General features: G+C 70.7%; 26 protein-coding genes. 14 read left to right on the top strand and 12 right to left on the bottom strand.

What is annotated here, in order from left to right; all coding sequences use genetic code 11:
* Positions 1-240 precede the first annotated feature (240 nt).
* Positions 241-579, bottom strand: coding sequence for a hypothetical protein (locus AB0J87_RS31805; RefSeq protein ID WP_355197145.1), 339 nt, complete (start codon positions 577-579; stop codon positions 241-243).
* A 392-nt stretch (positions 580-971) separates the two neighbouring features.
* Positions 972-1,838 (bottom strand): Ku protein, encoded by an 867-nt coding sequence (locus AB0J87_RS31800; RefSeq protein WP_363970997.1) that lies wholly within the window; start codon positions 1,836-1,838, stop codon positions 972-974.
* 59 nt (positions 1,839-1,897) lie between these two features.
* On the opposite strand from AB0J87_RS31800, the gene ligD (AB0J87_RS31795) reads away from it, so the two are divergent.
* From ligD (AB0J87_RS31795) to AB0J87_RS31775, 5 genes are all read left to right on the top strand, one after another.
* The gene (ligD, locus tag AB0J87_RS31795) at positions 1,898-2,800 is read left to right on the top strand and encodes a non-homologous end-joining DNA ligase (RefSeq protein ID WP_363970995.1); all 903 of its coding nucleotides are present in this window, start codon (positions 1,898-1,900) and stop codon (positions 2,798-2,800) included.
* On the top strand, positions 2,797-3,681 hold the full coding sequence (ligD, locus tag AB0J87_RS31790) for a non-homologous end-joining DNA ligase (protein ID WP_363970992.1): 885 nt from the start codon (positions 2,797-2,799) through the stop codon (positions 3,679-3,681). The genes ligD (AB0J87_RS31795) and ligD (AB0J87_RS31790) overlap by 4 nt, the downstream gene beginning before the upstream one ends.
* 44 nt (positions 3,682-3,725) lie before the next feature.
* Complete coding sequence (locus AB0J87_RS31785) at positions 3,726-3,932, top strand: hypothetical protein (RefSeq protein ID WP_355197151.1); 207 nt, start codon at positions 3,726-3,728, stop codon at positions 3,930-3,932.
* Between the two features lie 145 nt (positions 3,933-4,077).
* Positions 4,078-4,698 carry a TetR/AcrR family transcriptional regulator gene (locus AB0J87_RS31780; RefSeq protein WP_313043020.1) on the top strand — a complete coding sequence of 207 codons (621 nt, stop codon included), beginning with the start codon at positions 4,078-4,080 and terminating at the stop codon, positions 4,696-4,698.
* An 87-nt stretch (positions 4,699-4,785) separates the two neighbouring features.
* Complete coding sequence (locus AB0J87_RS31775; protein WP_363970989.1) at positions 4,786-5,016, top strand: DUF3107 domain-containing protein; 231 nt, start codon at positions 4,786-4,788, stop codon at positions 5,014-5,016.
* A 451-nt stretch (positions 5,017-5,467) separates the two neighbouring features.
* On the opposite strand, the gene AB0J87_RS31770 is transcribed toward AB0J87_RS31775, so the two are convergent.
* Entirely contained in the window at positions 5,468-6,106 is a 639-nt protein-coding gene (locus AB0J87_RS31770) for a ferritin-like fold-containing protein (protein WP_363970985.1), read from the bottom strand.
* A 350-nt stretch (positions 6,107-6,456) separates the two neighbouring features.
* Here AB0J87_RS31770 and AB0J87_RS31765 point away from each other — a divergent pair, with 350 nt between their 5' ends.
* The 3 genes from AB0J87_RS31765 (at position 6,457) to AB0J87_RS31755 (ending at position 10,327) form a co-directional block, all read left to right on the top strand.
* Positions 6,457-8,325, top strand: a complete 1,869-nt coding sequence (locus AB0J87_RS31765; RefSeq protein WP_363970983.1) for a DEAD/DEAH box helicase — start codon at positions 6,457-6,459, stop codon at positions 8,323-8,325.
* Between the two features lie 186 nt (positions 8,326-8,511).
* Complete coding sequence (locus AB0J87_RS31760) at positions 8,512-9,402, top strand: alpha/beta hydrolase (protein WP_363970981.1); 891 nt, start codon at positions 8,512-8,514, stop codon at positions 9,400-9,402.
* Positions 9,403-9,415: 13 nt separating this feature from the next.
* Positions 9,416-10,327: an oxygenase MpaB family protein gene (locus tag AB0J87_RS31755; protein WP_363970979.1), complete on the top strand. Its 912-nt coding sequence runs from the start codon at positions 9,416-9,418 to the stop codon at positions 10,325-10,327.
* On the opposite strand, the gene AB0J87_RS31750 is transcribed toward AB0J87_RS31755, so the two are convergent.
* The 4 genes from AB0J87_RS31750 to AB0J87_RS31735 all read right to left on the bottom strand — a co-directional run bounded on the left by AB0J87_RS31750 (position 10,278) and on the right by AB0J87_RS31735 (position 13,919).
* The gene (locus AB0J87_RS31750; RefSeq protein WP_363970976.1) at positions 10,278-11,462 is read right to left on the bottom strand and encodes an MFS transporter; all 1,185 of its coding nucleotides are present in this window, start codon (positions 11,460-11,462) and stop codon (positions 10,278-10,280) included. The genes AB0J87_RS31755 and AB0J87_RS31750 overlap by 50 nt on opposite strands.
* Before the next feature lie 104 nt (positions 11,463-11,566).
* A complete protein-coding gene (locus AB0J87_RS31745) occupies positions 11,567-12,493 on the bottom strand; it encodes a PD-(D/E)XK nuclease family protein (protein WP_363970974.1) in 927 nt (308 codons plus the stop codon).
* A 31-nt stretch (positions 12,494-12,524) separates the two neighbouring features.
* Entirely contained in the window at positions 12,525-13,235 is a 711-nt protein-coding gene (locus AB0J87_RS31740; RefSeq protein WP_363970972.1) for an MBL fold metallo-hydrolase, read from the bottom strand.
* A gap of 57 nt (positions 13,236-13,292) precedes the next feature.
* Complete coding sequence (locus AB0J87_RS31735; protein ID WP_363970970.1) at positions 13,293-13,919, bottom strand: DUF6758 family protein; 627 nt, start codon at positions 13,917-13,919, stop codon at positions 13,293-13,295.
* 74 nt (positions 13,920-13,993) lie between these two features.
* Between AB0J87_RS31735 and AB0J87_RS31730 the strand changes: the two genes are divergently transcribed.
* Entirely contained in the window at positions 13,994-14,389 is a 396-nt protein-coding gene (locus tag AB0J87_RS31730) for an NUDIX hydrolase (RefSeq protein WP_355197165.1), read from the top strand.
* A 71-nt stretch (positions 14,390-14,460) separates the two neighbouring features.
* On the opposite strand, the gene AB0J87_RS31725 is transcribed toward AB0J87_RS31730, so the two are convergent.
* Together AB0J87_RS31725 and AB0J87_RS31720 are read right to left on the bottom strand one after the other, a co-directional pair.
* Positions 14,461-17,238 carry a hypothetical protein gene (locus AB0J87_RS31725; protein ID WP_363970968.1) on the bottom strand — a complete coding sequence of 926 codons (2,778 nt, stop codon included), beginning with the start codon at positions 17,236-17,238 and terminating at the stop codon, positions 14,461-14,463.
* A 304-nt stretch (positions 17,239-17,542) separates the two neighbouring features.
* Positions 17,543-18,526, bottom strand: a complete 984-nt coding sequence (locus AB0J87_RS31720) for a CPBP family intramembrane glutamic endopeptidase (RefSeq protein ID WP_363970966.1) — start codon at positions 18,524-18,526, stop codon at positions 17,543-17,545.
* Positions 18,527-18,626: 100 nt separating this feature from the next.
* Between AB0J87_RS31720 and AB0J87_RS31715 the strand changes: the two genes are divergently transcribed.
* Together AB0J87_RS31715 and AB0J87_RS31710 are read left to right on the top strand one after the other, a co-directional pair.
* The gene (locus AB0J87_RS31715; RefSeq protein WP_363970964.1) at positions 18,627-19,340 is read left to right on the top strand and encodes a hypothetical protein; all 714 of its coding nucleotides are present in this window, start codon (positions 18,627-18,629) and stop codon (positions 19,338-19,340) included.
* Positions 19,337-19,879, top strand: a complete 543-nt coding sequence (locus AB0J87_RS31710) for a DUF6529 family protein (protein ID WP_350725471.1) — start codon at positions 19,337-19,339, stop codon at positions 19,877-19,879. The genes AB0J87_RS31715 and AB0J87_RS31710 overlap by 4 nt, the downstream gene beginning before the upstream one ends.
* Here AB0J87_RS31710 and AB0J87_RS31705 read toward each other — a convergent pair.
* Positions 19,869-20,801, bottom strand: coding sequence for a CoA ester lyase (locus AB0J87_RS31705; RefSeq protein WP_355197171.1), 933 nt, complete (start codon positions 20,799-20,801; stop codon positions 19,869-19,871). The genes AB0J87_RS31710 and AB0J87_RS31705 overlap by 11 nt on opposite strands.
* Positions 20,802-20,929: 128 nt before the next feature.
* On the opposite strand from AB0J87_RS31705, the gene AB0J87_RS31700 reads away from it, so the two are divergent.
* The gene (locus AB0J87_RS31700; protein WP_363970961.1) at positions 20,930-21,301 is read left to right on the top strand and encodes a hypothetical protein; all 372 of its coding nucleotides are present in this window, start codon (positions 20,930-20,932) and stop codon (positions 21,299-21,301) included.
* A gap of 60 nt (positions 21,302-21,361) precedes the next feature.
* Here AB0J87_RS31700 and AB0J87_RS31695 read toward each other — a convergent pair whose 3' ends face one another.
* On the bottom strand, positions 21,362-22,315 hold the full coding sequence (locus AB0J87_RS31695; RefSeq protein WP_363970960.1) for an EamA family transporter: 954 nt from the start codon (positions 22,313-22,315) through the stop codon (positions 21,362-21,364).
* Positions 22,316-22,411: 96 nt separating this feature from the next.
* Here AB0J87_RS31695 and AB0J87_RS31690 point away from each other — a divergent pair, with 96 nt between their 5' ends.
* Entirely contained in the window at positions 22,412-23,632 is a 1,221-nt protein-coding gene (locus tag AB0J87_RS31690; protein WP_363970958.1) for a CBS domain-containing protein, read from the top strand.
* Positions 23,613-24,080 (top strand): DUF1003 domain-containing protein, encoded by a 468-nt coding sequence (locus tag AB0J87_RS31685; protein ID WP_355197177.1) that lies wholly within the window; start codon positions 23,613-23,615, stop codon positions 24,078-24,080. The genes AB0J87_RS31690 and AB0J87_RS31685 overlap by 20 nt, the downstream gene beginning before the upstream one ends.
* Here AB0J87_RS31685 and AB0J87_RS31680 read toward each other — a convergent pair.
* Entirely contained in the window at positions 24,064-24,525 is a 462-nt protein-coding gene (locus tag AB0J87_RS31680; protein ID WP_363970956.1) for a MarR family transcriptional regulator, read from the bottom strand. The two genes, AB0J87_RS31685 and AB0J87_RS31680, sit on opposite strands and share 17 nt — an antisense overlap.
* Between the last annotated feature and the right edge of the window lie 79 nt (positions 24,526-24,604).

Raw genomic sequence — 24,604 nt, 5'->3', positions numbered from 1 at the left:
GAATCATCCGCATCATGCATATTTCCGGCTGAAACAGCAAGCAAACTGGAATTGCCGTCATTTGGCCCACCACAGACATCCCCATGATTCTGCGCAAACGCCGCACCTCACATAGATCCGGACACAGCAGGGCTCCCCAGCCCTAAGGTCTGGGGAGCCCTTGTCGAAAGGCCGCCGTGGAGGCGCGGGGAAATCCCCCAACCACGAGAACGCGGTCATCCCCACGCCGTCAGCACACGGCTATGACCAGTTGTCGCCGTTGTTGTGGTGGTGGTGCTCGCGCTCGCGCTCGCGCTCGAACCGGTTGATGTTGATGTTCCGGTTGTGGACGTTGACCCGTACGCGGCTGTTCTGGTGGTGACGACGCCAGCCCCAGCCGCCGCCCCAGCCGCCGCCGCCCCAGCCGCAACGGCGCCAGCCCCCGCCGCCGCAGCCATTGGCGAGGACGGAGGCGGCGGACTTGACCTGAGCGGCGGCGCCGGCGCTGGCCGAGGTCGTGGCCGCGCCCGCGGCTACCACGCCACCGGTCAGCGCCGTGCTGACGGCGAGACCCGCGAAAACAGTCTTGAGCTTGGGCATTGCGTTTTCCCCCTAAAGGATCGATTGCCCCGTTCTCGACATTTCCGGTTATCCCGGAAAGAGGTCTTGGACGCCTGCCGAAGAGCCATCCATGATGTGTCATTTCCAGACAGCAGCCCAACAAACGGCACCTAGCCGGTTTTGCTATGCATTAACAATCTTATTGCTTGCATTAAAGATTTATAGAGTGAAATGACACGACTTATCCGGATATGTCCTATTCGGTGATCGCGTCGAAGAGGCCCCGAGGGCAGCACGGAAAACCCCACCTCGCGGTGGGGTGAATGCCTGAGAAAGGCGGCCAGAGGCTCAACGCGAGAAGCGTCGGCGAGGCCGTGGAGCGCCTCCCTTAGGGAGGCATGCGGAACCGCTGAGAGAGGTTCTGAAAGTGTTCAGGCCGTCTTGCGAGGCTTGCGCTTGGCGGGAGCCTTCTCCTCGTCCTTGGACTTGGCGGCGGCCTTCTTGGGCTTGGCGGCCCCGCCCTCCCGCTCCCGCTTCGCGGCCTCCACGCTGGCGCGCAGCGCGGCCATGAGGTCGACCGCCGGTCCGGCTTCCTCTTCCTCGCGGGCCGGGATGACCTCCTTGCCCGCCACCTTCGCCTCGATCACCTGCTGCAGCGCCTCGCGGTACGTGTCGTGGTACTCGCTCGGGTCGAAGTCCGACTCCATGGTGCTGATCAGGGACTCGGCCATCTGGAGCTCCTGAGGCCGTACCTCGATGTCCTCCTCGAGGAAGCCGAAGTCCGGCGTGCGGATCTCGTCGGGCCAGAGCATGGTCTCCAGGACGAAGACGCCGTCCCGTACCCGCAGCGTGGCCAGGGACTCGCGCTGGCGCAGCGCCACCTTGACCACCGCCACCTGGCCCGAGCTCTCCAGGGCGTTGCGCAGCAGCACGTACGGCTTCGCCCCCTGCGCGTCGGGCTCCAGGTAGTACGACTTGGCGAAGTAGATCGGGTCGATCTGCTCGGCCGGGGCGAACTGGAGGACGTCGATCCTGCGGGACGTGCTCAGCGGCAGATCCTCGAAGTCCTCGTCGGTGAGCACGACGATCTCGCCCGTCGGCAGTTCGTAGCCCTTGGCGATGTCGGAGTACGGCACCTCTTCGCCGTCCTGCGTGCACACGCGCTTGTAGCGGATCCGGCCGCCGTCCTCACGATGGACCTGGTGGAACGTCACGTCCTTCTGCTCGGTGGCGGAGTAGAGCTTGACGGGTATCGTGACCAGGCCAAAGGAGATCGCACCCTTCCAGATGCTGCGCATGGTCACTCCTCAGCTCTCAATCATTCGCCAATGGGCACATACCCGTCATGGGGCAACCAATGCCATACCCCGTCGAACCGATGCTGGCCGTACCTGGGGAACTACCCCCCGATCGCGAGAGGTACGGACTGGAGGTCAAGTGGGACGGCATCCGCGCCGTCGTCCATCTTGACGGCGGACTGAGGGTGACGGGGCGGCACGGTGTCGAATACACGCGGAGGTATCCGGAAATATCCGGTTTCGGGATCAAGAACGCGATCATCGACGGCGAGGTCGTCGCGCTCGACAAGCACGGCAGGCCCAGCTTCGAGCGGTTGCAGCACAGGATGCACCTGACCGATCCCGAGCCGGTCATGCTGGAGCTGTACCCCATCACGTACATGCCGTTCGACCTGCTCTATCTCGACGGCACGCCGATGTTCGACCTGCCCTACCGCGACCGGCGGGCACTGCTCGACGAGCTGGACGTCGGCGCGCCCCCGTACTTCCCCGGCGACTCCGACCTGCTCACGGCCACCTCCGAGCAGGGCCTGGAGGGTGTGGTCGCCAAGCGGCTGGACTCCCCCTACCGGCCGGGCACCCGGTCCCCGTGGTGGATCAAGGTGAAGCACCTGCGTACCAGAGAGGTCGTGATCGGCGGCTGGAAGCCCGGCAAGGGGCGCCGGGCGGGCGGGATCGGCTCGCTGGTGATGGGGATGTTCACCGATCGTGGGCTCGCGTACGTGGGGCACGTCGGAACCGGGTTCACCGACACTGTGCTCGACGAGCTCCACCGGCGGATGCGGCCGCTGGAGATCCCGCACAGCCCTTTCAGCAACGCGGTCCCGTGGCGGAATCGGTGGGTTAGGCCGGATCTGGTCGGGGAGGTGGCCTACACGATGTGGACCGACGAGCAGCGGCTGCGCCACCCCGTGTGGCGTGGTCTGCGCCCCGACAAGCTCCCCTCGGAGGTGACGCTGTGAACAGCCCGGCGAAGGTGCCGGTAAAGGTCGACGGGCGAGCGCTGACGCTGAGCAACCTGGACAAGGTCCTCTACCCCGAGTACGGCTTCACCAAGGCCGAGGTCATCGACTACTACAGCCGCGTGGCCCCCGTGCTCCTCCCCCACCTCCGGGGCCGGCCCCTGACCGTCAAGCGCTACCCGAACGGCGTCGGCGGCCAGTCCTTCTTCGAGAAGAACGCCCCCGACCACACCCCGGACTGGGTCAGGCGGGTCAAACTCCCCGTCCCCGGCAGCACCAAGAACCGCGAGGCCATCGACTTCGCCGTCATCGAGGACCTGCCCACGCTCGTCTACTACGCCAACCTGGCCGCGCTCGAGCTGCACGTGCCCCAGTGGCGCGTCGACGAGGACGGCGAGGCGCTGCCGCCCGACACGCTCGTGTTCGACCTCGATCCCGGCCCGCCCGCGACCATCGTGGAGTGCTGCCGGGTGGCCCTCATGCTGCGCGAGGTGCTGGCGGCCGAAGGGCTCACCGCCCTGCCGAAGACCAGCGGGAACAAGGGCATGCAGCTGTACGCGGACTGGGACGGCCGCGAGGAGCCCTCCGCGTACGCCAAGAGGCTGGCCCAGTTCCTCGAGAAGGAGCACCCCCGGCAGGTCGTCAGCGTGATGACGAAGAAGGCCAGGCCCGGCAAGGTGTTCATCGACTGGAGCCAGAACAACCCGGCCAAGACCACCGTGGCGCCCTACTCGCTGCGGGCCAGGGAGCTGCCGACCGTCTCGACACCGCTGAGGTGGACGGAGGTCGAGGGCTGCGAACGGCCTGAGGAGCTGGTGTTCACGGCGGCCGACGTACTCGCCAGAGTGGAGAAACGCGGCGACCTTTTCGGCCGGGCGTAGGCTGGTGCCGTCCACACCAAGAGGGGGACCAGAAGATGTCGGAGATGGACACACGCGGGGACGAGCTCTCCTACGACCAGGACGAGGCAGAGCTGTCGATCGAGACGCCCGAGGCAGACGCCGCGGAGCAGCATTTCGAGATCCGCCAGAGCGCCGGCAGGCAGCGCCGCGAGCTGCCGCTCGACGTCGACCCCGCCGACGCGGCCGATCAGGACCGCGTGGTGGATCTCGACGACGACGAATATCGCTGAGTACGGCTCCGCGGCGACCGAGCCCGCCTCGTGGCGCTGAGGAGCGCCGTTGCCCGGACTGGGGAGCGGAGCAAGGCAATGAACATCTGCTCTGCCCGCACGTAGGATGTCCGCACAGCCCGCTGAGAGACCTATGGAGACCCGCGTGACCGCAACCCCGGACGCGAAGCCCCGGGGCACCCGGCTGCCCCGACTCGCCCGCCGCCGGCAGCTCCTGAGCGCCGCGCAGGAAGTGTTCGTGGAGAACGGCTATCACGCGGCCGCCATGGACGAGATCGCCGATCGTGCGGGGGTCAGCAAGCCGGTGCTCTACCAGCACTTCCCCGGCAAGCTCGAGCTCTATCTGGCGCTGCTCGACCTCCACGTCGACGACATGGTCAACCGCTGCCGGGAGGCGCTGGCCTCCACCCACGAGAACAAACTCCGCGTGCAGGCCACGTTCAGCGCGTTCTTCGACTTCGTCTCGACGCAGGGCGAGGCGTTCCGGCTGGTGTTCGAGTCCGACCTGCGCAACGTCGCGCCGGTGCGGCAGCGCGTGGAACGCTCGCTGCAGGAGTGCGCGGAGATGGTCAGCGTGCTCATCCAGGAGGACACCGGCTGCACCAGCGACGAGGCGCACCTGCTCGGCGTGGGGCTGGTCGGCATGGCCGAGGTGAGCGCCCGCTACTGGGTGACCCAGCACGGCTCGATCCCGAAGGACGCGGCCGAACAACTCATGGCCCGGCTGGCCTGGCGCGGCATCAGCGGTTTTCCGCGTACGGCATAACCCGTTCGCTGGGCGCGATCATTGGCCCCTTCCCGGCTTCGAGCCGCCACGATGGGAGTGAGCCAACCCGTCGACTAGGGAGCCACGATGGAAGTCAAGATCGGCGTACGCTCTGTACACCGCGAAATCGTTGTCGAGACCGAACTCTCCGCTGAGCAGGTCGAAGAGGAGATCAGGAACGCGTTGTCGGTCGAGCGTGGCGTGTTCGCCCTGACCGACCTGAAGGGCAGGCGGGTGGTGGTGCCGGTGGCCTCGATCGGTTTCGTTGAGATCGGTGAGGACCAGGCCCGGCCCGTCGGGTTCGGCGGCACCCTCTAGGAGTTTCCTGACCTGGGGGTACGGCTCACCCGGCCGTACCCCTCCCAGGGCTTGCCACCACCCCCGGCGATCGCCCCGCACCCGTGGGGCGATGCGGCTGCGAGAGGTCGGCGCATGGCGACCGCGCCCGATCGCCCCGGGCTCGCGGGGCAGTGCGCACCCACTGGCCACCCCAAAAGCACGCCCTCAGCGCTGCGTCGGCGAGAAGGCGTGCGGGGAGCGGCGCAACGGCCCCACAGCCACCTCGGCGCCACCGGAGCGGCCGGGGTGGCGCGACACGAGCCCTCACACCCACCTCGGCGCCGGTGGAGCGGCCGGGTGGCGCGACCCGAGCAACAGCCCTCACACCCACCTCAGCTCCGGTGGAGCGGCCGGGTGGCGCAACGCTGGCCGTGGCCCGCATGGCAACCATCGCCGTCCCGGTGGTTTCGGGGGCCGTGTTCGGGGACGGTCAGAGGCCCAGGGCGGCCATGCGTTTGTTGTGGGCCTCCGTCAACGTCGCGAAAAGTCGGGAAATATCGGCGGCACCCTCCCCCGACACCAGCAACAGCGCCAGCTCGGGCCGTGCCGAGGCGACCTGCTGCCCCTGGCTCAGCGCCTCGCCAACGAGCCGGCGCGCCCACAGCGCCAGCCGTCCGGCGACCGCGGGCGACGCCTCGATCCCGGCCCTGACCCGCTCGACCGCGAACTGCGAGCGCCCCTCGTCCACCAGCACCTCGTCCACCAGCTTGGCGATCGAGGGATCGAGGTGCCTGGCCGCCTCCCGGTAGAAGTCGAGCGCGATCCCGTCCCCGACGTACGTCTTGACCAGCGCCTGCAGCCAGTCGGCCGGCCTGGTCTGCGTGTGCCAGGCGTCGAGCGCGCCGACGAACGGCGACATCGCCTCGTCGGGATCGGCCCCGAACTCGGCCAGGCGGTCACGCAGCAGGCGGAAATGGGCGTACTCGGTCACGGCCAGCTCGCTCAGCGCCGCGCGGTCGGCCAGCGAGGGCGCCAGCGTGGCGGCGTCCTCGGTCATCCGCGCGTACGCACTAAGCTCGGCGTAGGCGAGCACCCCGAGCAGATCGACGACTCCTGGAGACTCCTTCATGAGTGGCAGCGTACTTCCGTGAATCTTCGGGAACATACGTAAGCTCGGCCAGCGTTGTGGTATCGAGTACACTGCTCTGTGAAAGTGCGACCGCACTGTGTAAATTCGGGGGTTTCTCCCGAATACCCCCACTTCCGGGTGCGCGGTCGCTGATGACGCGAGAGGGCTGGCTCTACCGCGAGGACCCACGTAACGGGGGCTGTTTCATGCCCGTCGGTCCCGGCAGGCCCGCCTTCATTTGAGAACTGAGGCAGGCCACGCTGACGACTTTCCGAGACCTCGGAGTCACACCTGAGATCGCCGATGCCCTCGAGACCGAGGGCATCGTCACACCGTTCCCCATCCAAGAGATGGCTCTCCCGCTTGCCCTGAGCGGCCAGGACCTTATCGGCCAGGCGCGCACCGGCACGGGCAAGACCTACGCGTTCGGCATCGCCATGCTCCAGAGCATCGGCAAGCCGCGCAAGAACCGCAAGAAGCCCCGCGGGCTCGTCGTCGTACCGACCCGCGAGCTGGCCACGCAGGTCAGCGAAGACCTCGTCACCGCCGCCGGCAAGCTCGGATCCCGGGTTCTGACCGTTTACGGCGGGCGCGCGTACGAGCCGCAGATCGAGGCGCTCAAGGCCGGGGTCGACGTCATCGTCGGCACCCCCGGACGCCTGCTCGACCTGGTCAAGCAGAAGCACCTCGACCTGAGCCAGGTCACGACCCTGGTGCTCGACGAGGCCGACCGCATGCTCGACCTGGGCTTCCTGCCCGACGTAGAGCGGATCTTCAACCTGATCCCCGGACAGCGGCAGACGATGCTGTTCTCGGCGACCATGCCGGGCGAGATCGTCACGCTGTCCCGTAAGTACCTCAACCGTCCGACGCACGTACGCGCCGAGCACGAGAGCGGCGAGGGAGAGACCACGCCGCAGGTCCGCCAGCTCGTGTGGCGCGCGCACCGCATGGACAAGATCGAGATCGTCGGCCGGCTGCTGCAGGCCGAGGGCCGCGGGCTCACGATGGTCTTCTGCGAGACCAAGCGGGCCTGCGACATGGTCGCCGAACAGCTCGACACGCGCGGCTTCGCCGTCGCGGCCGTGCACGGCGACCTCGGCCAGGGCCAGCGCGAGCAGGCCCTGCGCGCGTTCCGCAACGGCAAGATCGACGTGCTGGTGGCCACCGACGTGGCGGCCCGCGGCATCGACATCGACGACGTCACCCACGTGGTCAACTACGACTGCCCCACGGACGACAAGACGTACGTGCACCGCATCGGCCGCACCGGCCGGGCCGGGCGCACGGGCATCTCGGTCACGTTCGTGGAGTGGGAGGAGCTGACCCGCTGGAAGATGATCAACCAGATGCTCGGGCTCGACTTCGCCGATCCCGAGGAGACCTACTCCACCTCGCCTCACGTCTACTCCGAGCTGAACATCCCCGAGGGCACCAAGGGCGTCCTGCCGCACGCGAGCCGATCGCGTGCGGGGCTGTCCGCGGAGCGCCTCGAGGATCTCGGGGAGACCGGCAGGGCACGTGTTCGTGGCGGCCGTCGCCGCGACGAGCGCGAAGAGCGCCGCGAAGAGCGCCCTGCCCGTACGCCGCGCCAGCGCCGCCGCACCCGTGGCGGCAAGGAGCTGGCTGAGACCGCAGCCGTCGAGACTCAGGAGGTCGAGCTCGTGGATGCCAAGACGGAGGAGACTCCCGCGATCTTCTCGACGGACGAGATCGAGGCGGCCGCCGAGCCGAAGCGGACGCGTACGCGGAGGGGGGCGGCTTCGTCTGCCATCGAGCAGGCGCTCGCCGAGGCCCCCGAGGCGCCCGTCAAGGCCGTCCGGTCGAAGCAGGCGCTCGCCGAGGCTCCCGAGGCACCCGTCAAGGCCACCCGGTCGCGGCGGGCCGCCGCCGTCACGGCGGCCCCTGAGGCCGACACCGTCGAGGAGGCGCCGGCGAAGAGCACCCGCTCCCGCCGCGCCGCCGACCCGGTGCCGGTCGCCGAGGCCCCGCCCGCTCCTCCGGTCAGCGAGTCGGCGCCGAGCTTCCTCTCGACGCCGCCTCCGCCGGTGCGCACGGAGCCGGAGCGGATCGTCCCGCCGAACCCGTTCACGGTGATCTTCCAGTCGCCCGACCTGGCTTCGGACGACGACGACATCGCCCCGTCGGCGGCCACGGAGCGCAAGCAGCAGCGCCGCCAGCCCCGTGGCGGGGGCGGCAACCGCCGCCGCACGGGCTGAGCGCCGTCTGAGCACCGCCTGGGAGGCGCGTACCCGCATCGGGTGCGCGCCTTCTGGGTAAGGGCCCGCGGGCCGTCCTGAGGCGCTCTGGGCGCGTCCGGGGGGCTTCCGGCGAGGAGCCGCATTTGCCCTGCGTGATGCCCATGACGGTGTCGAGCCGCTGACCTCTGGGTATTGTTGCCCCACGTGAGTACGCCGCGATTCCTCGATCTGCCTCCTGGCGTCGCACCACAGAAGATCGAAACGCCACAGGGCACGTTCGCGGTCCTGGAGGCCCTCCCGGTCAGTGGTGTGATTGAGCGCTGGCCCGCCCTCCTGGTCCCCGGCCTGACAGGCAGCAAGGAGGACTTCCTCGCGGTGCTGATGACCCTGGCCCACTCGGGACGCAGGGTGATCGCCGTCGATCTGCGCGGCCAGTACGAGACGCCGGGCCCCGACGACCCCGCCGCCTACACCTGCCCCGCGCTCGGCGCCGACGTCGACGCGCTCGCCCAGATCATCGGCGGCGGCGACCCCGTTCACCTGGTGGGCCACTCCTTCGGCGGCCTGGTGGCCAGGGAGGCGGTGATCGACGGGCGCACGAGGTTCGCGTCGTTCACGCTGATGGGGTCCGGGCCCTCGGGCATCGAGGGCAAGCGGGCGGTCAACGGCCGCAAGATCATGGAAGAGGTCCAGGCGTTCGGCCTGGAGCACGTGTGGCACCACCGGCTGGAGCCCGAGGCGCTGTCCAACGACGTGTCCGACGAGATCCTGGCCTTCCTGCGCAAGCGCCTGCTCACCAACTCTCCGACCGCGCTGGCCTGCATGGCCGAGCAGGTGCTGAGCATGCACGACCGCACCGACGAGCTGCGCCAGGTCGAGGTGCCCACGCTGGTGCTGTACGGCGAGCACGACGACGGGTGGCCGCCCGAGGCGCAGTCGGAGATGGCGGCCAGGCTCGGGGCCGAGTCCGTGGTCGTGCCCGGCGCCGTCCACTCGCCCGCCGTCGAGGCGCCGGAGACGACGGCGGCGGCGCTGGTGAGGTTCTGGAACGCGGCCGAGAAACACTACTTGGACACCAGGTCCAATGCCATGTAATTCTTTACTTACTATGGCGAACATCGAGGACATCGTCGCGCAGCCACCGCAGAGCGCGACGTGGCAGGTGCATCTCGACCGGTCGATGTGGGTGGGTGGCGTACGCGGTCTCATGCTGCAGGCGCTGCACCCGCTGGCCATGCGCGGTGTCTGGCAGAACTCCAACTTCCAGGAGGACCCGTTCGGGCGGCTGCGCCGCACGGCGGACTTCGTGGGGCGGGTGACGTTCGGCAGCCCGGAGCAGGCCGACGAGATCGGCAGGCGGGTGCGCGGCATCCACAAGGCGCTGCGCATCCACGATCCCGACACCGGCCGGACCCATCGGGTGGACGATCCCGAGCTGCTGCTGTGGGTGCACTGCGCGGAGGTGTCGTCGTACCTGGAGGTGGCCAGGCGCGGCGGCCTGGGCCTCACCGAGCGCCAGGCCGACCGCTACCTCTACGAGCAGCGCAAGAGCGCCGCGTACGTCGGCCTGCACCCCGAGGACGTGCCCGGCTCGTGCGCGGAGATGGACGCCTACTTCAAGCAGGCGCGCGCCGGCCTGCGCGTCACGGAGGAGGCGGCCTCGGCCGTGCGCTTCCTGATGTGGCCGAGGCTGCCGCACGAGCTCAGGCTCCTGTCGGCGGGCAAGCCCGCCTACTTCCCGTTCGGCGCGCTGTGCTACTACACGCTGCCTGACTGGGCCAGGCGGATGTACGGGGCGCTGCCGGAGGTGCCGCGCTCGACGGTCACGGCCGCGCTGAGGGCGTTCAGGCTGGGGATGAACTCGCTGCCGGAGCCGGTGCACGACCACGCGTTCATGCCGGCCACGAGGGAGATGCTGCGGGCCGCCAGGGAGCGTCTCGGCGCGGCCGGGTACGACGTGAGCAAGGGGCTCAAGGGCCTGACCGATCCCCGCCGGTGGCCGCCGGAGCCGGCCGCCTGACCGGCAGGAGCGTGCCGCCCACCAGCACGACCGCCGACACGGCGGCCATCGTCCATCCGCTGCGGCCCATGCCCCCGCCGTCGAACAGCACGCCGAGCAGGGTAGACGCGGTCGCGGCGCCCACGTACCTGGACGACTGGAAGAACCCCACGGCGACCCCGGTCTCGCTCCTGTCTGCGTGCACGAAGACCAGCGAGTTGAGCCCGAACTGGCTGAGCGCCGACGCCACCCCCAGCAGCCCCGCCGCCACCAGCACCAGCCAGACGGGGCCGACGGCGGGGACCAGGCAGGAGCCGGCGAGCAGCAGCGCCGCGCTGGCCACCAGCACGGTCCGCATCCCCGCCCGCGCGGCCAGCGCCACCGCGACCGGCGTCATGACGATCGCCAGCCCGGCCATGGGGAGCACCAGCAGGCCGGCGATGTGGGCGGGCAGTCCCGCCGAGCGCTGCGCCCACAGCGGCACCACGAAGAACGCCGAGTAGAACACCACGTTGACCAGGGCGAACTGGCCGCACGTGGCCAGCAGCCCGGGCCTCAGCCGGGGCAGCAGGGCGTGTTGGGCGCCGTCCACGCGGACCTTGGGCAGCCAGCGCAGCGCCGCGGTGAGCGCGATCGCCGCGAGCGGGACGTTGACCAGGAAGATCGCCCGCCAGCCCCACAACGAGACCAGGAACCCGCCGAGCACCGGACCGGCGGCGGCGCTGGCGGTGAGCACCATGGAGATCGTCGCGATCACGCGCGGCGGCGGCCTCCCGTCCTCGCCCGGCATCACGGCCTGCACGATCGCCATCCCGGCGGGCATCGTCGCGCAGCTCCCGAATGCCTGCAGCAGCCTGATCCCGACCAGCGCCGGGTACGAGGGGGCCAGCGCGGCCAGCACGCCCGTGACGGCCATCGTCACCAGCCCGGCGCAGAACACCAGCCTCGGGCCCAGCCTGTCGGCCAGCGTGCCCATCACGGGCGGAACGAGGATGCCGGCCAGGTAGAACCCGGCGGCCAGCCACGTCACGGCCGCGATGCCCACGTGGAACTCGGCCTCGATGCTGGCCAGGGCCACGGCGATCATGGACGAGTTCAGGGGGTTGAAGAGTGTGCCCAGCGCCACTGCCGCGGGTAACCGCCCGATAGGTGCCACTTTCCCGTCATTACCACTGTTCTCTGCGGGAAACTGGGCATCCCTCGGCAAAAGCCATCAGCCGAGGCGAGCGGTCCCCTCCGCCGCTCGCCCCGGCAGGCGGGTCACTCGGCGAGGCCGTCCCAGGCGTTGCGGTCGGGGGCCGCCGACCGGCCCTCCGGGCAGTGGCGGCGGAAGTCGCACCAGGAGCAGATCGGGCCGGGGCTCGGCGCGAACAGCTCGTCGATCTCGTCCGGCACCGCCGCCGGTCCGACGGACGGCCGCTCTCCCGAAGCGGTGCGCGAGGCGGCGGAACCCTTTTTGGCGGGCGCGGGCACGAGCGCGCGGTAGCGCTCGTCGGCCGCCGACGCCTCCGTGGCGACGTCCTCGGCGCGCCCGATGTGGCGGGCCAGCGACTCCTCGGTGTGCCGCCACTCCAGGATCTCGCCGGTCGGCAGGTGGTGGAGCTCGACCGTACGGCAGGGCGTGCGCATCATCGTGGAGGCCGCGACCGCGTACACGGCCAGGGCGAGGGACGAGCGGGCGTCGTCCTCGGTGAGCGGCCGGCGGCCGGTCTTGTAGTCGACCACGACCAGCTCGTCACCGCGCCGGTCGAGCCGGTCGATGCGGCCGGAGAGGGCTATGACCTTGGTACGGGTCGCGACCGTGCGCTCGACGCCCACCGGATCGTCGCTCGGATCTAAGGTCGCGACGTATCCGGAGACGAGGTCGCGGGCCCGGCCCAGCCAGTGGGCCGACTGCTCGACGTCCCTGAACCCCTCGGCGATCCACCCGTTCGTGACCAGGATGGCGGCGGTCAGCGGGGTCCTGCGGTCGTACGGCTCCCGCCACCACCCCGCCAGCGCGTTGTGCACGCTCGCCCCGACGCTGTTGTGCGCCCACGCGGGGCCCTTGGACGGCTGCGGCCGGTCCAGGTAGCTGAACCGGTAGCGGCGGCGGCAGTCGAGCCACGCGTTCAACCGCGACGGCGTGCACGAGTAGAGCCGCCGCGGCATCCCGTCCAGCGGAAGCTGCCCCTGAGCCGCGCTCATGGCCTCCACCTCGTGAAGGCTCTCCCGCGCGTCACTCGTCGTCGGGGTCGAGCTTGATCCCGGAGAGCCTGGTCCCGTCGGTCAGGGGGCCGTCATCGGCGCTTTCCGTACGGGTCAGCGAGCCCGACACCCAGTCGTCGAAGTGCGGCTCGAGGTCGCCGATCGTGACCTCGTCGCCGTGGGCGGCCAGCACCCGCGTCTCGGCCGGCAGCGTGAACAGCCGCCCGCCGATCGAGGTCAGCTGGTCGGGCAGGGCGGGGTATTCGCCGCCCAGCTTGCCGGGCCCGTCGGCCTGCAGGGCCTTGCCCGTGAAGACGGCCCCGAGCCCCTCGCAGTAGAGCGACACTCCGCCGGGTGAGATGCCGGGCGTCTCCATGACGTCGAGCTGGACGTCGGCCACACCGAAGATGCCGTCGTCCTCCATGTCGATGTCGGGCCAGGTCTCCCGCCAGGTCTCCCGCCACAGCGGCTTGTCCTTGGGGTGCAGGGCGACCACGGCCTCGTCCCGGCTGGCCACCTCGATGGCCGCGGAGACGTGGTCGGGCAGGCCCGCCGTGCAGATGACGGCCAGCACTTCCCGCTCGCCCACCTGCTCAAGGATCTTCTCGGCGTCACGCGCCGCGTCGATGACGATGACTTCGTCGTCGTCACCGATGATCCAGGTGTTGTTCTCGACCTTGTGCTCGGTGCCGTCGATGTCGACGACGCCCTCGGTCACCACTCGCTCGATACGCGCTGTCACGCCTCCGAACTCTAGCCCGTCTGCATCAGAGCGCGAATCAGGAGCGTGAAAGCGCGCCTAATCCTCGAGCCGGGGCGAGAACGCACCGAACGGCACGTCCAGCTCGTGATCGCGGACGTCGAGCAACGACAGCTCGGCGAGCGCGATCATGCAACCGGCGTCGGCCGGCCACGCGATGGCCCACAGCCAGTTGCCGAGCGCCTCGCCCGCGTAGACGGCCCGGTCGTCGGCGCCGTCCACGCACCACAGCGCGGTGGGATGCCCGAGCACGCCGATCTTGGCGTTCGGCGGCCCCGAGTCGAACCCCTCGCCCGGGTCGGGGCCGTCCAGCCCGGCGAACGCCGCGCCGAGCCCGATGCCCGGCTCCTCCGCGATGACGAGCAGGTCGGCGGGGCCTTCCGTCAGCGACGGCCCCGTCAGCGCGACCACGCTGGCCCGGGCGCCGGTGCGCTCGTCACCGACCTCCCCGAAGCCGGTCACCAGCCAGCCGGCGGGCAACGGCCACGGCAGCCACACGGGCACCACGGCGCTCTTGCGGATGGCCTCCAGCGCCGTACCGGTCGGCGGCCACGGAGGCTGGTAGGGCAGGACATCACCGTGCGCGTCGCATCGGTAGGCGCTCGACCACGCACTCGGCCCGTGAAGCGGGCCAAAGCACCGTGGACAGGTAGGAGCCGCTCTCACAACTACCCACGGTGCTTTCTCCGGCACCGGCCCGTCAAGGCCGCTTCCCGTTGTCCCGTCGTAATCTTGGTCATGTGCGCGTAAATTGTGTCGGCGCGATTATTTTCGACTCCTCTGATCGGTTGCTCCTCATCAAGCGGGGACGTCCGCCGGGCAAGGGGCTGTGGTCCATCCCCGGTGGCCGCCTGGAGGCCGGGGAGACGGACGCCGACGGCGTGCGGCGCGAGGTGCTGGAGGAGACCGGGCTGCGCGTGGAGGTGGGCCGCCTGGCGGGCACGGTGGACCGCCCCGGCCTCGGCGGGGCCACGTACGTGATCCGCGACTACCTCGCCACCGTGACGGGAGGCGTGCCCGTGGCCGGGGACGACGCCGACGACGTGCGCTGGTGCGGCACGGACGAGCTGGCGCGGCTGCCGCTCACCGCCGGCCTCCTGGAGTCGCTGACCGACTGGGGCGTGCTGCCCCGCTGACACGGCCCCATCCGCCCGGCCCATCCGCCCGGTCCCGGCTGGAGCGGCGCCTGAAGTGGCACCGCTCGGTCCTACCGGTTCGAGGTGAGGCTGGAGGTCCAGAGGATCAGGTGGTCGGCGTTGTACGTGGTGGACCGCCCGAGCGCCACGACCTCCGACCCCGACACGGCCACCGCCGTCAGCCACTGCGCCCCCTGCCCGGCCAGCCGGTCCTTGGTCAGCGCCATGCGGTTCCACGACAGGCCGTCCTGCGAGGTCCAGGCCGCGCTGTCACCCTCTCCCGGCACGCCGTGCCAGCCCACGGCCACCAGCCCCTCGTCCGCCGCGGCCAGGTCGTACACCGCCGCCGCCTGGTCCGCGGGCAGCCAGGCCGTCTGCCAGGTCGAGCCGTCGTCGTCCGAGACCGCCGCGAAGGCACGCCGCGAACCTCCCGACACGGCCGTGCCGACGGCCACCAGTTTGTCCTGATAAGTCGTGACCCGTCGTAGCCCGGCCGACGTGGCGTCCGGCGGGACCACGCGCTTGCGCGCGCTCCAGTTCACGCCGTCCGAGGAGTGCCAGACCACGCTGCTCTCCTGGTCGGCCCCGCCCGAGCCGCCCACGGCCACGTAGCCGCCGTCCCCGGTGGCGACGGCGTCGTAGATCCGCACCCCGGAGCCGCCCTGCGGCAGCTTCTTCGACCTGGTGAACTTGCGCAGATCGGGGGTGAACCACATGGCGGCGCTCGTCGCGCCCATCTGGTCCTTGGCCTCGCCGGCCAGCACGTAGCCCTCCTTGCCGGCCGTCACGACGTGGGTCTCCAGGGAGGGGGCGTTCGGGTCGCGGGCCAGGTCGCCGGTGACGTTCACCTTCTTCCAGCTCTCCCCGTCGGCGGAGGTGACGAGGAGCGGGTCGGTGAGGGCCACGTTCGTCTCGGTAGAGCCGACGGCCAGCCAGCCGCGGCTGCCGTGCGCCACGTCCTCCAGCGTCTGCTTGCCCGGGCCGCCGAGGCTCATGGACTTCCAGCTCACCCAGTCCCTGATCGTCCACAGGCCCGCGTCGCCGGAGGCCGAGCCGACGGCGACGTACCGGCCGGCGAAGCTCGCCAGCGCGTTGGTCTCGCGGGCGATCCTGGTCAGGCCCTCGACCTGGCCGAGCTGGACGCGTGAGGCGCCGTCGCGCGGGGGCGCGGCCATGAGCACGAGCTGGTTGTCGACGTCGGACACCGCCTGGTCGCCACCGGCGAACAGGGTGCCGCCGTCGGCGATCGTGAACCCGCGCAGCGTCGCGCCCGGCAGGTTGCCGAGGTCGGTCCGCTTGCTCCACGAGCGCCCGTCGGTGCTGGTCAGCACCGAGTAGCGGCCCAGGCCGGCCTGCGTGATCGCCGCGATGCCCGACGGGTAGGAGATCAACGTCTCCACGCCCGTGCTCTCGCCGCTCAGGCCGCCGATGGAGCCGCACTGCGACCACTGCGCCCCGGTCGGCGAGCAGTAGACGCGCAGGTCACCGGTGAACGTGGGGAAGCGCGTCGGCACCAGCACGAACCTCTTGGGCGACACGGCCACCATCCCGGTGTGCGGCGCGACCTCGGGCAGCTGGAACGCGGTCGCCTGCCAGTCCCGCCCGCCGTCCGCCGATCGGAGCACCCGCGATCCCTCGCCGACCGCGGGGTCTCCGATGGCGACGACCGTGTCGCCCTTGGCGACCACCGCCCTGATCTCGCGTACCTCCAGTTCCCGGGTCTCCACCCGCTCCCAGGTCCGGCCGTCGGCGGAGCGCCAGGCCGCGGGGCCCGAACCGCCGTCGTCTCCCGTCGTGCGTCCCACAGCCACGAAACCGGAGGCGGTCCTGGCGATGTCGTTGATCTGGTCACCGGCCCTGAACGCGGCCAGGCCCGCCGCCTCCACGGCCGTCCAGCTGAACCCGTCGGTGCTGGTCCACAGGCCGCGTTCGCCGGACACGCCGTCGCCGCCGCTGGCCAGCCAGCGCCCGCCGCCGCCGACGACCCGCTGGACCGTGGGAGTGGAGGCGCCGTTCACCTGACCGAGCTGCCAGGTCTTGCCGCCGTCCGGCGAGAACAGGAAGAGCGGGCGCGGGGTCGGGCTCGTCGTGTCGCTGCCGACCGCCACGACCGCGCGGCCCACGGACGTCATGTCGTTGAGCTTCTGGTTGGCGCCCTCTCCAGCGGCCGGCACGGTGAACAGCTCGTCCCCCGAGCGCCCCGTGCCCGCCTCCAGCCGCAGCCCGGGGGCCTCGTCCGAGGTCCACTGCCACACGAGCACGCCGGCGGCCACCAGGATCGCCACGGCCAGGGTCAGGGCGACGGGGGTGGACCTGTTGCGGCGGCGTACGGGGCTGGACCTGCGCACGGCGGAGGGTGCCGGGCCTCTGTGGTGCCGGCCGCTCGACCCCTGGCGCGCCCCGTCGGTGGCGACGAGGAGGTCCGGCCTCGTGGGGCGGCCCGCCGGCGGGCGTCCGACGCGCCGCACCTCGGGCTCGCCGTCCTGCTCCGGGACCTCGGGGACCTCTGGAACCTCGGGGGTCTCGGGGGTCTCGTCGTACTCCGTCGGCTCCTCCGCGGGCGCGGCGGCCTCGGCGCGTTCCGGGACGGGATACACCAGCCGGTACGGCGGCGCGGGCCGGGACGACCGCTCGGGGGCGGGCTCCGCGTCCGGCTCGGACCGTTCGGGCGCCTCCCGCGGCGGATGGAGCGGGGTGCCCGCGACGAGCTTGTCCGGGCGGTTGACGACGCGGCGGGGGCGGCGGCGCGGCTCGACCTCGGGCTCGGCCGTCGGCGAGCTGTACGGCCGGCGCCCCTTGGGCGGCTCCTGCGGCTCGTCGTCCGGGATGGGCGCGGCGAACGGCGGCATGCCCCAGGGCGAGCTCAGCGGTAAACCCCTGGTGCGATCGTCGGTGGGACCCGGCGGCGAATGGCTGATCCTCGGTTCTTCGGAGGAATGCGGTTCAGAGGCGCCCTCGGGACGAGGTTCGTCGTCTTCCGGCGGTCGCCGTGGCGGTTCGCTGGGGCCGGAGGCCACGCGCCCTACCTCCTATGGGGTCGAACGTCGTACGGGTGGAACGAGGACGCTGGTCCGTTCCACAGGACCAGACCAGCATGACTCAGCCGGAATAGCGAGACCTCTCTAGCGAGATTCCCGGCACCCCAGGACCGATTTATTCCGAGATAGTCTTAATTGACTGTTTTTTGGCTAGATACAACACACCAAACGCATACACCCCGAGCTGCACCACCGTTCCGGACAACGCCTGCCAGGGCACCGGCACCTTTCCCTGGTCCAGCGCGTCGGCCAGGTGCCCGGCCGCGGCGGCCTGCCCGAAGGCCAGCAGGTTGTTCAGCACGTGCAGGGAGATCGCCGACTCCAGCCCTCCGGTGCGCACCGTGAGAAAGCCCATCACGACCCCGAACCCGAACACGTCCACGAGCCCCGCCCACGAATACCCGTGCAGCGACATGAACAGCGCGGAGCCGAGCACGATGGACCAGGCCGGATTCCTTATGTGCGCCCCGACGGCCTGCACGAACCAGCCGCGGAAGACGTACTCCTCGGCGGCCGCCTGGAACGGCACCAGCAGCACGATCACGACGAGCGCGGGCAGGAACCCCGACCATCCACCCCAGCCGAACAGGTCGGCGTCCTCGCCGGCCGCCGTCAGCGCGAGCGCCTGCGCGCCCTGCCCCAGCAGCAGGGCCAGCACCGCCAGGCCCGCGCAGGTCAGCAGCCAGCGCCAGCGCAGCCGCCCGGCCACGGACGAGAGCGTGCCGGGGCGCCTGCGCTGGACGAGCGCCGCGGTGCCGTACACGAGGGGCAGCACGGGCGCGAGCGACAGCAACACCACGACCAGCGAGAACACCGGATCGCCGAACAGCTGCCCCTCGGCCTCCAGCGGCGCGGGGATCCCGAGGAGCAGCGACATCACCACGCCGGCCCACACCACCACCGCGCCGATCACGACGAACCCGGTGGCGACGACCAGCGTGCCCACGATCGTCCGCCATGGCCGGGTCGCGGCATTCCGCGCCAGGTGGTCGTAACTCGCACCGATGGGCGTCGGCAGGAACCAGGGCGGCGGCTGATACGGGTGGACCGGCGGCTGCGTGCCGTAGACGGGCGGCTGGTGCCCTGGATTCTCCTGCATCTATCCATTCTGTCCGCGCGATGCGCAATAGTTCACAGACGGCCCACCGATTTAGGCGGATGCTCGGAGACGTACGGCATTTCGACCCTGGGAGCAGTCCATGTCAAGGCTGGGACCTGTCATCACCCTCGCGGCGGGAGCAGTGCTCGCCGTGGGGCTGGGTGTCGCCAGCGTCACCGCGACACCGGCGGCCAACGACGAGGCCGCCAACACCGCCGCGGAGGCACCGTCGGCGGGCGAGACCACCGCGGCCCCGTCACGCTCATCGGAGGCCGAGGCGGACGCCACGCCCTCGCCTCAGCGAACAGAACCGAAGAAGATCGCGAAGGCGGACTACGGAGGCTACGTCAAGGGCAACGGCGGCCTCATCGCGATCTCGATCAGAGACGGCAAGGCCGTCGGCTACTTCTGCGACGGCAAGGCCGAGGCCTGGTTCAAGGGCAGCGAGTCCGACGGCGAGCTGCGGCTGACCGGCCTCGGCAGCGCCAAGGTCACCGCCGAGCTGGGCGGCGGCCGGGCCAGGGGCTCGGTCGCGTTCGGCGGCAAGAAGTGGACCTTCGTCGCGCCCACGGTGGTCAAGCCGTCGGGCCTCTACCGCGCCACCGCGCTCGTCAGGGGCGCCAAGCTCCGGGCCGGCTGGATCGTGCTGAAGAACCCGGGAGGCGGCTACACCCAGGTCGGCGCCGCGTTCGAGGGCGACACGCAGGTGCCGATCCCCCAACTGCGGGACGACCAGCCCACAGCGCCCGTGACCGTCGGCGACACCACGATCCAGCCTGAGGACGTGGACGGCTTCATCGAGGAGATGCAATGACCGCCGTACCCCAGCAGTCCCGCGGCCTGACCCCGCTCCTCGTTCCGCTCCTGGCCGGCGGCCTGGCGGCGCTCGCGCTCGGCGTCTACGGGCGCGTGCACACGCCCACCGGGTTCGCCGTGGGCGTGGCCGGGTTCTCCGGCGCGCTGCCGATGAAGGCGTGGCTGACGACGGGGGCGTTCGTGCTCGCGATCGTGCAGGTCGTCTCGGCCCTGTCGATGTGGGGCAGGCTCGGGGTCACGATCCCGCCCGGCGTGCACCGCTGGTCGGGGAGGATCGCGTTCCTGCTCACGATCCCCGTCGCCTTCCACTGCCTCTACGCCCTGGGCCTGCAGTACGACGTGCCGCGAGTGCTCGCGCACTCGCTGCTCGGCTGCTTCTTCTACGGCGTGTTCACGGCGAAGATGCTGGCCCTGCCCAAGCACGACGCGCCCGGCTGGACGCTGCCGGTGCTCGGCGGGCTGGCGTTCACCGCGCTGATCGGGCTCTGGCTGACGTCGTCGTTCTGGTTCTTCACCGCCATCGGCATCAAGGTGTGAAGCTCTTCGTACGCCTCAGCCCGGCGGCCCGCCCCTTGGCCGCCACGACGAGCGCCATCTTGCGCGAGGCCTCGTCGATCATCTCGTCGCCCAGCATGGCCGCGCCGCGCTTCTCGACCGAGGTGTAGTACTCGTACGCCTCCAGGATGAGCTCGGCGTGGTCATAGTCGTCCTGCGACGGCGAGAAGACCTCGTTGGCCGCGTCCACCTGGGCGGGATGCAGCACCCACTTCCCGTCGAACCCGAGCGCCGCCGACCTCCTGGCGGCCCGTCTGAAGCCCTCGACGTCCTTGATCTGCAGGTAGGGCCCGTCGATGACCTGCAGGTCGTGCATCCTGGCCGCCATGAGCAGCCGCATGAGGATGTAGTGGTAGGCGTCGCCCTCGACGTAGCCGGGCGGCTGCTCGCCGACGACGAGCGTCCGCATGTTGATCGACGCCATGAAGTCCGCCGGCCCGAAGACGAGCGCCTCCAGGCGCTTGGACGAGCCGGCGATGGCGTCGGCGTTCACCAGGCCTCGGGCGTTCTCGATCTGCGCCTCGATGCCGATGCGGCCCACCTCGTACCCCATGGTCTTCTCGATCTGGGTGAGCAGCGTGTCGAGCCAGACGACCTCGGTCGGGTCCTGCACCTTGGGCAGGATCAGGCAGTCGAGGAACTCCCCCGCCCCCTCGACGACCTCGATCACGTCCCGGTACGTCCAGTGCGTCGTGAGGTCGTTGACCCTGACCACGCGCGTCTTGCCGGACCAGTCGCCCTCGCGGAGCGCGGTCACGATGTTCTTGCGCGCCTCCTCCTTGGCCAGCGGCGCGACCGCGTCCTCGAGGTCGAGGAAGACCTCGTCGACGGGCAGGGTCTGGGCCTTCTCCAGGAACCTGGGGTTGCTGCCTGGCACGGCGAGCACGGAACGGCGTGAGCGCATGCGCACACGCTACTGGCCCGGCCAGGTCGCTCCCATGCGGGCCTCGATCTCGCGGGAAACCCGGGAGATCAGCTCGTTCGCCTCGGAGCGGCTCGGGTCCTCGCGCTGAACGGACTACAGTCGAAGCTGTGAGCGACGACACCGCGGCCATCGAGGAGGGCGCCAAGAAGTCCGGCATCCTCTGGCTCACCCTCGACCGCCCCCGCCTGGCCTGGCACACCTGGCACGACGGCGCGATCTACCTGGTGACGGGCGGCGAGGAGCAGGCGCTGCCCGGCCTCGACGCGCTCGACCGGGTCCAGGTCACGCTGCGCAGCAAGGACAACGGCGCCAGGCTGGTGGAGTTCGAGGCCGCGGTCGCGGTCGTCGACCAGGCCGCGGCGGCCGACGCCGTGGCCGCGCTGGCCAAGGAGCGGCTCAACGCCCTCGACAGCGAGCACCTCACCGAGCGCTGGGCCCGCGACTCCACGGTCCTGCGCCTCACCCCCGACCGCCGCTGACGAGGCCGGCTCCTGGCCGCGCCTCGAGAGTCAGCCTCTGACGGCGACGGGCTTCGAGGGTCAGCCTCTGACGGCGACGGGCTCCGCCTCGACCTCCGCCGCCGGTGACGGCGAGGGGCTCGCCGTGGCGGTCTGGGCGAGCAGCGCGCCGGACAGCACGAGCAGGCCGCCCACGATCTGGAAGACGCCCAGCGTCTCGCCGACCAGGGCCCAGGCCACCACCGCGCCGCCGATGACCTCGAGCGAGGCGACCGTGGCCCCCACCGCGGCCGACAGCCGCCGCACGGCGTTCACACCCAGGATGTACGCGATCACGGTCGCGACCAGCACCATCCACAGGTACGCGCCCAGCACCGGCAACGTCCGGCCGCCCTCCGGCGCGACGGTGGCCGTGAAGGCCGCCCACGGGATGTCCCACGGCCGGGCGAACGGGATCAGCACCACGGCCGCCCCCGCCATCCCCCAGGCGATGAGGCCGAGCGGGTCAACGTCGTCGCCGAAGCTATCGTTCATCAGGAAATATCCGGCGCAGCACGCCCCGGCCAGCAGGCCGAGCACCAGGCCCAGCGCGTCCAGTCGCATCCCCTGCCACGCCTCGACCACGATCCCGAGGCCCAGGACCGCGACGACCGCCCCGATGTAGGCCGCCCGCGCGAGCCGTACTTTCCGTACGAACCGCACCCAGGCCACCACCATCACCGGCGCCATGAACTCCAGCAGCAGCGCGATCCCCACCGGCAGCCGCGTGATCGCCACGAAATACAGCGACTGCACCCCGGCCACCGCCATCACCGCGTACAGCCCGAAGAACGGCAGCCTGGACCTGGGGATCCGCAGCGCCTTGGGCTTCACCACGGCCAGCACGGCCAGCAGCAGCAGCCCCGCGCCCGCCATCCGCGTCCAGACGGCCTCGATCGGCGCCAACCCGGCGGTGATCAGGTACTTGGCCATCGGACCCGAGAACGCGAAACACCAGGAGGACACGAAGGCGAGCCCGAGCCCCGCGTACCTCATCGCGCACCACCTGGGCAGTAATTACCGTTAAGCACGTTTGATACTGACATGAGAGGCGTGCGGGGCGCAATGGGGCAGCACTGTTAGCCTGGCCACGTGAAGATCTTCGTGGCCCGGCTGCCGGGCACCCCGGTCTTCGACCCCGCGGGCGACCAGATCGGCCGGGTCAGGGACGTGGTGGTCGGCCTGCGCATCGGCCTCCGGCCCACGGTGCACGGCCTGGTGGTGGAGGTGCAGCCGCGCCGCAGGGTGTTCCTGCCCATCACCCGGGTACGCCGCATCGAGACGGGGGCCGTGGTCTTCACCGGGCGGCTCAACATGCGCAGGTTCGAGCAGCGCGCCACCGAGACGCTGGTGATCGGCGAGATGCTGGACCTGGGCGTCACGCACAAGGGCGAGCCCATGACCGTCTACGACGTGGCCATGGAGGAGATCAAGCCGTCCCACTGGGAGATCACCCAGGTGGCCCTCTACAAGGGCAGGCGGCGCGACCCGCGGATCGTCGAGTGGGAGGAGGTCTCCGGGTTCGACAGGCTGCAGAAGGACCAGGGGGCGGCCGGGCTGATCTCCGCGTTCGAGTCGCTGCGGGCCGCCGACATGGCCAGCGCGCTGCACGAGCTGCCGAGCAAGCGGCGCATCGAGATCGCCCGAGCCCTGAACGACGTGCGGCTCGCCGACGTGCTCGAAGAGCTTCCGCCCGACGACCAGATCTCCATCCTCGGCACGCTGGAGCCCGAGCGGGCGGCCGATGTGCTGGAGGAGATGGGCCCCGACGACGCGGCCGACCTGCTGCACGACCTCCCGGAGGACCAGGCGGCCAAGCTGCTGGCCCTGATGGAGCCCGGGGAGGCCGCCCCCGTGCGGCGCCTGCTGACCTACCCGGAGACCAGCGCGGGCGGCGTGATGACCAGCGAACCGGTCATCCTGCCCCCCACCGCCACGGTGGCCGAGGCGCTGGCCCACATCAGGCAGCAGGACCTCACGCCCGCCGTGGCGGCGCAGGTCTACGTGGCCCGGCCGCCCACCGAGACGCCGACGGGCACGTACCTGGGCGTCTCGCACTTCCAGCGGCTGCTGCGCGAGCCGCCGTCGACGCTGCTCGGCGGCGTGATCGACCCGTCGATCGACCCGATCAGGCCGGACTTCACGCTGCGCGCGGTCACCCGCTACCTGGCCAACTACAACCTCGTCGCCGCCCCGGTCGTGGACGAGCTGGGCCGGCTCGTCGGCGCGGTGACGGTGGACGACGTGCTCGACCACATCCTGCCCGAGGACTGGCGTGAGGGGACCGACGATCATGACGACCGAACGGCTTGACGAGCCCCGGGCCCTGCGCCGCTCGCTGCGGCCGCACTACGACCCGGAGGCGTTCGGCCGCCTGTCGGAGCAGATCGCCCGCTTCCTCGGCACCGCGCGCTTCATCGTCTACATGACCGTGGTCGTCGCGATCTGGGTCATCTGGAACGCGTTCACGCCGCCGAACCTCAAGTTCGACCCGTATCCGTTCATCTTCCTGACGCTGATGCTGTCGCTGCAGGCCAGCTACGCCGCGCCGCTGATCCTGCTCGCCCAGAACCGCCAGGGCGACCGGGACCGCATCCAGTACGAGCAGGACCGCGAGACCGCCGACCGCAACCAGGCCGAGATCGAGTATCTGACCCGCGAGATCGCGGGGCTGCGCCTGGCGCTGAACGAGCTGGCCACGCGCGACTACCTGCGCGCCGAGCTCGGACGCCTCGCCGAGGAGCTCAAGGAGAGTCGCTGAGGTCCAGCTTGGCGACCATCGCCCGGACGCGGGTGATCTCCTCCGCGCCCAGCAGGTCGAGGAACTGGGTCCGCACGCCGCGCAGGTAGGTCGGGGTAGCCTCGGCCAGCCGCTCCGCGCCGGCGTCCGTCAGCACGGCGAACAGCCCGCGGGCGTCGTCCGCGCAGGCCTCCCGCGACACCAGCCCGTCCCGCTGCAGCCGGTCGATGAGCCTGGTCAGGCCGCTGCGGGAGAGCAGGACACGGCCCGCGAGATCGTTCATGCGCAGCCGCCGCTCCGGCGCCTCGGCCAGTTGCACGAGCACCTCGTACGAGGCCAGCGGCAGATCGTGGGCGACGAGCAGCTCCGCCTCCAGATGCCGGGTGATGCGCACCTGGGCGCGCTGCATCATCCGCCAGACCGCCAGCTCCTCGGCGGTCAGGCCCTCGTCGCGCAGAAGAGTCACGGAGTAACCTTAGGACGTTGTTGCACAGACATCTAACAGCACGGATTAACTCAGTGAGGCCGCCGGTTCATACCATGGA

This window comes from Nonomuraea sp. NPDC049625 (genome assembly GCF_040675285.1).
Taxonomy (GTDB): Bacteria; Actinomycetota; Actinomycetes; order Streptosporangiales; family Streptosporangiaceae; genus Nonomuraea; species Nonomuraea angiospora_A.
This window is presented reverse-complemented; position numbering and strand designations above follow the sequence as displayed.

Bases quoted from the DNA above. Each gene is read 5' to 3' on its own strand.
- AB0J87_RS31805 (WP_355197145.1), bottom strand. From the start codon at position 579: ATGCCCAAGCTCAAGACTGTTTTCGCGGGTCTCGCCGTCAGCACGGCG.
- AB0J87_RS31800 (WP_363970997.1), bottom strand. From the start codon at position 1,838: ATGCGCAGCATCTGGAAGGGTGCGATCTCCTTTGGCCTGGTCACGATA.
- ligD (WP_363970995.1), top strand. From the start codon at position 1,898: ATGCCATACCCCGTCGAACCGATGCTGGCCGTACCTGGGGAACTACCC.
- AB0J87_RS31785 (WP_355197151.1), top strand. From the start codon at position 3,726: ATGGACACACGCGGGGACGAGCTCTCCTACGACCAGGACGAGGCAGAG.
- AB0J87_RS31775 (WP_363970989.1), top strand. From the start codon at position 4,786: ATGGAAGTCAAGATCGGCGTACGCTCTGTACACCGCGAAATCGTTGTC.
- AB0J87_RS31770 (WP_363970985.1), bottom strand. From the start codon at position 6,106: ATGAAGGAGTCTCCAGGAGTCGTCGATCTGCTCGGGGTGCTCGCCTAC.
- AB0J87_RS31765 (WP_363970983.1), top strand. From the start codon at position 6,457: ATGGCTCTCCCGCTTGCCCTGAGCGGCCAGGACCTTATCGGCCAGGCG.
- AB0J87_RS31755 (WP_363970979.1), top strand. From the start codon at position 9,416: ATGGCGAACATCGAGGACATCGTCGCGCAGCCACCGCAGAGCGCGACG.
- AB0J87_RS31745 (WP_363970974.1), bottom strand. From the start codon at position 12,493: ATGAGCGCGGCTCAGGGGCAGCTTCCGCTGGACGGGATGCCGCGGCGG.
- AB0J87_RS31725 (WP_363970968.1), bottom strand. From the start codon at position 17,238: ATGCCGCCGTTCGCCGCGCCCATCCCGGACGACGAGCCGCAGGAGCCG.
- AB0J87_RS31720 (WP_363970966.1), bottom strand. From the start codon at position 18,526: ATGCAGGAGAATCCAGGGCACCAGCCGCCCGTCTACGGCACGCAGCCG.
- AB0J87_RS31715 (WP_363970964.1), top strand. From the start codon at position 18,627: ATGTCAAGGCTGGGACCTGTCATCACCCTCGCGGCGGGAGCAGTGCTC.
- AB0J87_RS31710 (WP_350725471.1), top strand. From the start codon at position 19,337: ATGACCGCCGTACCCCAGCAGTCCCGCGGCCTGACCCCGCTCCTCGTT.
- AB0J87_RS31705 (WP_355197171.1), bottom strand. From the start codon at position 20,801: ATGCGCTCACGCCGTTCCGTGCTCGCCGTGCCAGGCAGCAACCCCAGG.
- AB0J87_RS31695 (WP_363970960.1), bottom strand. From the start codon at position 22,315: ATGAGGTACGCGGGGCTCGGGCTCGCCTTCGTGTCCTCCTGGTGTTTC.
- AB0J87_RS31685 (WP_355197177.1), top strand. From the start codon at position 23,613: ATGACGACCGAACGGCTTGACGAGCCCCGGGCCCTGCGCCGCTCGCTG.